General features: G+C 70.5%; 7 protein-coding genes. All 7 read right to left on the reverse strand.

Annotated elements, in window-relative coordinates; translation table 11 throughout:
- Positions 1-92 precede the first annotated feature (92 nt).
- Positions 93-1355 carry an ABC transporter substrate-binding protein gene (locus GT354_RS49935; protein WP_346012528.1) on the reverse strand — a complete coding sequence of 421 codons (1263 nt, stop codon included), beginning with the start codon at positions 1353-1355 and terminating at the stop codon, positions 93-95.
- Positions 1352-2437, reverse strand: a complete 1086-nt coding sequence (locus GT354_RS49940) for a branched-chain amino acid ABC transporter permease (protein WP_161364839.1) — start codon at positions 2435-2437, stop codon at positions 1352-1354. The genes GT354_RS49935 and GT354_RS49940 overlap by 4 nt, the downstream gene beginning before the upstream one ends.
- 124 nt (positions 2438-2561) lie before the next feature.
- Positions 2562-3452, reverse strand: coding sequence for a branched-chain amino acid ABC transporter permease (locus tag GT354_RS49945; protein ID WP_161364826.1), 891 nt, complete (start codon positions 3450-3452; stop codon positions 2562-2564).
- Entirely contained in the window at positions 3449-4417 is a 969-nt protein-coding gene (locus GT354_RS49950) for an ABC transporter ATP-binding protein (protein WP_161364829.1), read from the reverse strand. Before GT354_RS49950 ends, GT354_RS49945 begins: the two co-directional genes overlap by 4 nt.
- Positions 4414-5259, reverse strand: a complete 846-nt coding sequence (locus tag GT354_RS49955) for an ABC transporter ATP-binding protein (RefSeq protein WP_161364832.1) — start codon at positions 5257-5259, stop codon at positions 4414-4416. Before GT354_RS49955 ends, GT354_RS49950 begins: the two co-directional genes overlap by 4 nt.
- Positions 5260-5495: 236 nt before the next feature.
- A complete protein-coding gene (locus GT354_RS49960) occupies positions 5496-6734 on the reverse strand; it encodes a PucR family transcriptional regulator (protein WP_161364833.1) in 1239 nt (412 codons plus the stop codon).
- Positions 6735-6912: 178 nt separating this feature from the next.
- Entirely contained in the window at positions 6913-7701 is a 789-nt protein-coding gene (locus GT354_RS49965; RefSeq protein ID WP_161364835.1) for an enoyl-CoA hydratase/isomerase family protein, read from the reverse strand.
- Positions 7702-8562 lie beyond the last annotated feature (861 nt).

Genomic DNA, 8562 nt, shown 5'->3' on the forward strand with positions numbered 1-8562 from the left:
TCCCCCCAACCGACCACCCCCCGCCGGCCGCCAACCGCCCACCCAAAAACCACGGGGCCATGCGGCCACGAGCAGAGCAAACCGACCCCCGCCTACCCCGCCCGCGGCAACTGGTACTCCCGAACCGCCGGCACCTCGAAGGCTTCCTTCGCGATCACCAAACTCCCGGCCGCCGCCTTGCTCGGCTTGAGGATGTACGACTTGTAGGACGCGGGCTTGGCCGCGTTCGAGAAGTCCTGCGGCGCGCCCAACCCGGTGTCCATCTGCTTCTGCTGCCGGTGCGCCGCGATGATCCCCGCGTGCGACAGGTCCTTCGCCGTGCACGCGGCCTTCAGATCCTCACCGAAGATCTTCATCGCGTTGTATCCCGAGATCACGCCCTGATCGAGCGTGCCGTCCGGGTACTTCGCCTTGTAGTCCGTCGCCAGCTTCTTCACCGCCGGGATGTCCGCCCCGATGGCCGGCGCCGAACTCACCACGTACAGCAGTTGTTCCATGGCCGGTGCCGCCGCGCTTGCCATCACCTGCGGGTGGAACCCGGGCGCGCTGGTCAGCACCGGAACCTTCAACCCGGCCGCCGCGCCGAACCCGACCAACGTCGCCGTCTGGGTGGGCCCCGCGCTCAGCAGGATCGCCTTGACCCCGGCCCCTCGCAGGGCCGCGATCTGCGCGGTCAGGTCGGTGTCCGTGGCCTTGATCTTCTGCTCGACGATCTGCACGCCGAGCTTGCCCGCCGCGAACTTCGCTCCGGCCAGGGCGTTTTCGCCGAACTCGCCCTCGAAGAACACATGCCCGACCTTGTCCCCGGCCGTCAACTGCGCGGCCTGGGTCAGGAAGTCCATCCCGTTGATCATGTCGATGTCGTACGTCGTCCCGACGACCTGGATCTCGGGCTTGTCGAGCAGCGTCGCGGCCCACGCCTGAGGGAACGTCAGTATCCGATCCTGTTTCAGGCTGTCCTGCAACGCCGTCACCACGGCGGACCCGATCACCTGCGGGAAGCCCGCCACCCCGCCCTTGATCTCGGTATAGGCCGCGACCGCCTTCTGCACGTCGTAGCCGTGGTCCTTGACCGTGATCGCGAGCTTGCGATTGCAGATACCGCCCTGCGCGTTGACCTCGTCCACGTACAGCTGTTGCGCGTTGACGATGCTCTTGCCCAGCGGCGCGTAGGGGCCGGACAGGTCGGTCAGCGCGCCGAGCGTGATGGTCGTGTCGGTGACGCCGGGTCCGGTCTTGATCCCTCCCGACTCCTTGTCGTCCTTCTTGTCGTCGCCCTTGGTGCTGCACGCCGCTGCGGCCAGCACGAGCGCGGCCACGGCCGCCCCCGCGCGAATACCCTTTCGGTACGTCACTGTGGTTGCTCCTTCGAGCCGGTACGGATGGAGCCCTTGGTACGTCCAAGTCGCAGGGGGCGGCCTCCGGGGTCACCACCGGGCCGTCCGCGCAGCAGGCCGACCAGGCCGCCCGGCGCGAACAGCAGGACGAGCACGATCGCCGCGCCGTACAGGTAGCGCGCCGCCTCGCCGGGACCGACACCCGCGTCGGGGCTGCCCGGTGCCACCACGAGCGGCAGCGAATCGGCGTATTTGCTCAGGATTTGCGGGAGCATCGTGACGAACACCGCGCCGACCACCGCGCCGGTCACCGAACCGAGCCCGCCGATCACGATCATCGCCAGATAGTCGATCGAGAGCAGCAACCCGAAGTAGTCCGGCACCACCCGATTGAAGATCATCGCGATCAACGCGCCCGCGAGTCCCGCGTACATCGACGACACGACGAACGCGGCGGAGCGATACCGCGCCACCGGAACTCCCATCACCGCGGCGGCGATCTCGCTGTCGCGCACCGCGCCCAGAGCCCGCCCCGGGCGTCCGCGCAGCAGGTTGCGGGCCGTCACGCACGCGACCACGACCAGGACCAGGGCGAAGTACCACAGCCGTTCCAACCGGCCGAACGGGATGCCGAGGATCTCCAGCCCGTCCGGGTCCCCGTCGGTGAAGGAGAATCCGCCGATGTCCATCGGTGTGACCGAACGCCCGTCGAAACCACCGGTGATCGACTTCGCGTTGAGCATGACGTGGTGTCCGATGAAGACGAGCGCGAGCGTCGCGACGCCCAGGTACATCCCGCGCAGCCGTCCCGAGACGGGGCTGAACAGCCCCCCGACGAGCCCGGTCAGCAGCACCGCCGACACCAACGCGACGAGCGGCGGCAACCCGAGCCCACTCAGGTGTCCAACCCCGACGCGCCCCGAGTCGCCCGCGAACCACACGTATCCGTACGCGCCGAACGCGAGGAAGAACGCGTGGCCCAGGGACAGTTGCCCGGTGGTGCCGGACAGCACGTTGAGCCCGACCGCGCCGATCGCCGCCGCCATCGTGAACAGGCCGGTCTGCAACCAGAACGCGGTGACGTAGAACGGCAGCACCATCAGGACCACGACGACCACGATCACCGCGGCCGGCCCGACGAAGCGTCCGATACCGGGAGACGCGGGCTGTGCGTGCCGGCCCGGAATCGATTCTGCGGGGCGGCGTACCGTCGATGACACCCGGTCAGACACGTGCACGCTCCTTCGAGCCGAGCAGGCCGGTCGGTCGCCAGATCAACACGAGCAACATCACGACGTAGGGTGCGACGTCGCCCAGGTTGGCCCCGAGCCAGGTCAGGTCGCTCTGGTAGCCGGCCGTCAACGCGGCCGTCATCCCCACCACCAGGCTGCCGAGCAGGGCACCGGCGGCCGAGTCCATGCCGCCGAGGATCGCCGCCGGAAACGCCGCGAGCGCGATCTGACCGGTCGACCGATCCAGGCCCGCGGACGGGAACGCGGCCAGGAACACCGCCGCCACCGCGGCCAGGGCCCCCGCCACACACCACGCGGTGAGCTGAATCCGCTTGAGCCGTACGCCCATCAGCGCCGCCGCCTCGCGGTCCTGGGAGGCGGCCCGCATCGACAGTCCCCACGCGGTGAACCGAAACGCCGCGAAGAACGCGCCGATCAACACCACAGCCACGACGATGCACGCCAGGCGCGCGTCCGCGACGTGCACGCCGCCCCACGTGCGCACGCCCGCCTTCCACGGGTCGCCCAGGCTCAAGACGTCGGAGCCGATCCGCCGCGTGAGTTCGGTGGTCAGCAGGATGTCGACGCCGATCGTGAGAATCGTCAGCGTGTGCACCTCGGTTCGGCCCAGGCCGCGGATGAAGAGCAGTTCGATCAGTCCGGCGACGGCGGCCGTGGCGCACACGGCGACCACCAGCGCGAGCGCGAATCCCACGTCGTCGTGCAACTTGGCGACGGTGAAGCCACCGAGCAGCAGCAGCGACGCGTGCGCGAAGTTGATCACCCCGGAGGCCTTGAAGACGACCACGAAGCCGAGCGCGATCAAGGCGTAGACCGCGCCGAGCGCGAACCCGTTGAGGAGGATCTCGGCGAGCTTGGTCATGGCGTCTCCTCTCGATCCACGACAGCCGGATCACGCTTGCGGAGCGGGTCGTCCGCCTCACCGGCGCGCATCGATGTGCTCGCGGCCCGGCGATGCGTCGCGCCCTCGGGATCGGTGCTCGCGGCCGGCGCGTCGGGCGCGGCGGACGCGCCGGTGCCCTCGACCGGCTCGTCGACGTCGTCCTCGCCGGTGCCCAGGTAGGCCCGGATCACCGCGGGGTCGCGCTGGACGGCTGCCGGTGTACCGCCGGCGATCCGGCGGCCGAAGTCGAGCACGGTCACCTCGTCGGCGATCCGCATCACAAGTCCCATGTCGTGTTCGACCAGAACAATCGAGATGCCGAGCGACTCGCGAATCGAGGCGATCGCGTCCGCCGTCTCGGACCGCTCGTCGGCGTTCATGCCGGCGACCGGTTCGTCGAGCAGCAGGACCTTGGGTTCCATGCACAGCGCCCGTGCCATCTCCACCCGCTTGCGCATGCCGTACGGAAGCAACCCGACCGGGCGCTCGAAGACGTTGCCCAGGTGCATGAAGTCGGCTATCTCGCGGGCCCGTTCGCGGTGGCGTCGCTGTTCGCGCCCGACCCCGGGCAGGTGCAGCGCGGTGGCGGTGAAACCCGACTTGGTCAACACGTGCCGGCCGAGCAGCAGGTTGTCCGCGACGGTGCCCTGGGTCAGCACGATGTTCTGGAACGTGCGGGCCAGGCCCAGTCGGGCGATCCGGTGCGGCGTGAGCCGGGTCAGCTCGTGCCCGCCGAGCCGCACCGTGCCGCGATCCGCCCGGTAGACGCCCGACAGCACGTTGAAGCACGTGGACTTGCCGGCACCGTTGGGGCCGATCACCGCGTGGATGGTGCCCGGTTCGACGGTGAAGCCGACCGCGTCGAGCGCGACCAGGCCCGCGAAGCGCACGGTGATCGCGCGCACCGTCAACTCGGGAACGTCGCCGGCGACGGTGGTGGTCATCCCTCCCACCTCCCCAGCGGCCGGCGCACGGCTCCGGTACGGACGGACTCCGGGGCACTGCCGGGGTGTTCGGCGTTTTTCTCGTCGCCAAGGCCCAGGTAGAGCCGGTGTACCTCGTCGGTACGCGCGAGGTCGGCCGACGAGCCGGCGAGTCGTACCTCGCCGACGTCGAGCACGTACGCCTTGTCGGCCAGGTCGAGGGCGATCGTCGCGTTCTGTTCGACGAGCAGCACGGCCATGCCCTGGGCGGCGATCTCGCGGATCACGCCGGCTATCCGACCGACCATGCGCGGGGCGAGCCCGAGCGAGGGTTCGTCGAGCAGGAGCAGGCGCGGCGACGCCATCAGGGCGCGTCCGATCGCGAGCATCTGCTGCTCGCCCCCGGAGAGCAGTCCCGCACGCTGGTCCCGCCGTTCCGCGAGGACGGGGAACAGCTCGAAGACCCGCTCGCGGTTGGTCCGGGTCAGCGCGTTCGAGCGCTGCCCGAACCGCAGGCCGCGTTGGCTCAGCGCGCCGGCCTGGAGGTTCTCCCCGACGGACAGATTCGCGAATACGCGCCGCCCTTCCGGGACTTGCACCACGCCGGCGCGCACCACGACCGCCGGGTCACGACCGGTCAGGCGCTCACCGTCGTACCGGATCGAGCCGGCGGTGACCGCGCCGCGCTGTAGGAAGAGCGTCCCGGACACGGCCCGCAGCAGGGTGCTCTTGCCTGCGCCGTTGGCGCCGAGTACGGCCACGACCCCGTGGGCGGGCACGTCGAGCGAGACACCGCGCAGGGCCCGAACGGAGCGGCCGTAGACCACTTCGAGCCCCTCCACGAGGAGCGCTCCCGATTCCATCGCACGCCTCCCCCGTCGATCGAGTGACGGCGATCACAACACGGGGTGCGAATGGAGTCCAGATCCGGGCGACAGGTCGGGGCAGCGGACCAATCCCACAGCGGGCGTCTTGTGCAGGGGCACAGAATCGGCGCACCGAACAGACGCCGCGATCCGAACCGGGACGGCAGTCCACGCAGGCTCGGTCAGCCACACGGGGCACGGCGATGCGAACCGGCTCGACCATTCGAACCGGCTCAACAGCCCAACCGGTGTGCGTCGAGCGCGAGGGCCAGTTCCACGAGGTCACGCGGTAGACCGAGTTCGCGTCCGGTCAGTTGTTCCAGGCGACGCAACCGGTTGAGCACGGTATTGCGGTGGCAGAACAACCGGCGCCCCGCGCGTACCGCCGAGCCGCCCGAGTCCAACCACGCCCCCAGCGTGCCGAGCAACAGGTCGCGATCCACCACGTCGAGCGCGAGGATCGGACCGAGTACCCGCGCCGCGAGGTCTCGGGCGAGATCGGGTTGGGAAGCGACCAGCGCGGCCGGCAACCGCTCGTCCAGGCGCGCGCATTCGCCGTCGGCGGTGCAGGTGCGCAACGCGATCTCGGCCAGCCGCCTCGCTCGCCCCAAGGCGGCCAATCCGTCGACCACCGGGCTGATCCCGGCACGCGATCCGCCCCCTGGACCGAACGTTTCCGCAACGTCGTCCAGGCCCGACGCACCGAGCAGGACGACCGCGAACTCGCCCTCCGCGCGGGCCCGCCAGACCACCCGCACCCCGTCGGGCGTCGCCCGTCGCGGCGCGTCGTGCACACCCGTGCCCGGCATCGGATGGCGCAGGGCCACCACGGCGTAGCGGCCACCCTCGGGCAGATCGAGCACCGCCGCGGCCGCGGCCAGATCGGCCTCGGGTGCGCGGCCGTCCAGGAGTGTGTCCAACAGGGCGTGCACGCGCTCGTCATGACGATCCGTCAGCTCCGCTTCGACCCGGCGGTAGGCGTCGGCGATGGCCGAGGCGTGCCGATCGACGAAGTTCCAGACGTCGGTGGCGACATACACCAACAGGCGTACCTCGTCGGGCTCCTGCTCGGCGGCGACCTCCACCAGGGTCTGCCACAGCAGCACGCCGCCGAGCCGATACGCGTGCAACAGCGCGTCGAGCGGCACCCCCTGCTCGGCCCGCCGCCGCGCGAGTCGCCCGGACGCCCAGCGGCTGCCCTCGATCTCCCGAGGCCACACGGCGAGCGCGCACACCCCGACCCGAAGCGCCTCGTGCGCGCTCTGCCACAGCTCGTCGGTGGGCACCCCGCCGTCCCGATAGGCGAGTTCGTGTACGTGCAACTCCGCCACGAGCCGATCGGTCAACTCCGGCAGACGCGCCGGCAGCACCCGTGCGGCCCGTCGCAACAGGGATGTGTGCAGCGACTCCTCGGCGGCCACGTGGTCGTCGCGGGGCGTCCCGTCGTCAGCACGAGCATCAGCATCAGGCATCGAACCCCCAGCAGTCGGCATCCGGAACCACCAGAGCAAGGACCGCGCACCGGTCACCCTGGCAGACCCGGCCGAGCCGGGGGCCGAGTCCGCGAGAACGCCATCGACCTGTGACCCGCGGTGGCGCTCGGGGACGGACGGCGCGGCGGGTCACAGGTCGACGTCGGCGCCCGTTCGCCTACCTACCCCACTCGAACCGCGCCGGCCGGCGCTCGGTGAACGCGGCCAGCCCCTCCCGTACCTCCGCCGACCCCCGCGACACCGGCTCCCAGCGGGCCTGCCACTGCGCGACGCGGTCCTCCTGCGGGTCCATCCCCAGCAGGTCCTTGGCCGCCCGCACGGTCAACTGCGACCGCGAGGCGATCGTCCGCGCCAGGCCGTAGACCCTCTCGTCGATGTCGTCCGGTTCGAACAACCCGTCCACGAGCCCCACTCGCAACGCGTGTTCGGCGTCGATCAACTCTCCTGAGAACAGGAGGTACTTGGCCGTCGAGGCCCCCACGAGCCTGGCCAACCGCACCGTCGACCCCGCGTCGTACACGATTCCGAGCTTGGCCGGCGTCACCCCGAAGCGAGCCGTACCGTCCGCGAACCGCAGATCACAAGCCGCCGCGAGCTGGCAACCGCCCCCGACACACGCCCCTTGGACCAGGGCGATCGTCGGCTTCGGGAATCGGACCAACGCCTGCTCCGCCGCCGTGTTGAGCGCGTGATAGGCGTCGGCCGCCTCGGCGCTCGCGTAATGCCCCTGCATCTCGCGAATGTCCGCCCCGGCGGAAAACACCCCGCCGGTCCCGGTCACCACGAGCACGAGCACCTCGGGATCCTCCTCCAACTCCGCAAGCACCCGAGGCAACGCCTCCCACATGGCAGCGGTCAACGCCCCCCGAGCGTGCGGCCGATCGATCCGCAAGGTCGCCACCCCGCCCTCGACCTTCACCACAAGCCCATCAACCTGCGCGCCCACGCCGCCCACCTTCCGTAACCGACCAATCCAGAGCTCAAGCTACGACGGCCCACAGCCGGCCCGGGGGCCAGGCCCGGGGGACGGCGGGAGCGGCGGCCGAGGAGGTGTACGAGCGAGGGGGCGGCCGGAGCGGGGGGCGCGGGTACGGCGGGCCGGGCGACGGGGCGGGTGACGACCAGGAGAGCAGGGGGCGAAACGTGACGGAGCGATCGGCGCGGATGTGGGACGGCGAAGCCGGGCGGGGAGGCGCGACGGGACGGGGGCCTTGGCCGCAAGCACGGCCGGACGGCGAGGCCGGATCGGGAAGCACGGCCCGACGGCGAAGCCAGACCTGGGAAGCACAGCCGGACGGCGAAGCCAGATCGGGAAGCACAGCCCCATGGCGAAGCCAGAACCGCCAATTTAGCCGGACGGTTAAGCCAGTAACGGACAGCACGGCGTTGCTTTTTCTAGAAGCCGGCTCGCGAAGCACCACTTTTCCTCCCCCGCTTCGCTCCTCCGGAAAAGCGGCACTCCGCTCGCGACTTCGGGTCCCTCCGCTTCGCTCCGGGCCCCGAAGTCTCACTGAAAAGCGCGGCTCCGCCGCTCTCCTCGCTGCGCTCGTCGAACACCGAATGCCGCCCTGATCAGTGGGCGCTGACGCGCCAAAACCGCAGCCGAGCCCCGCTCCCGGGCAAAGCCCAACCCGTGGGCGCAAAGCGCCGTCATCCGCAGCCGGCCCGCAAAAACGAGCAAGCGGGACCCGAGGCCGCGGGGCCGGACCACGCCACCCCGGCGCCGTAATCCCGCAGCCCAAAACGCAATCGCAACGGGCGGTGCGGGTGGGAACACCTCCCAACCCAACCAAACCGCAACCGCAGC

It is taken from the genome of Streptomyces sp. SID3343, from assembly GCF_009865215.1.
GTDB lineage: Bacteria > Actinomycetota > Actinomycetes > Streptomycetales > Streptomycetaceae > Embleya.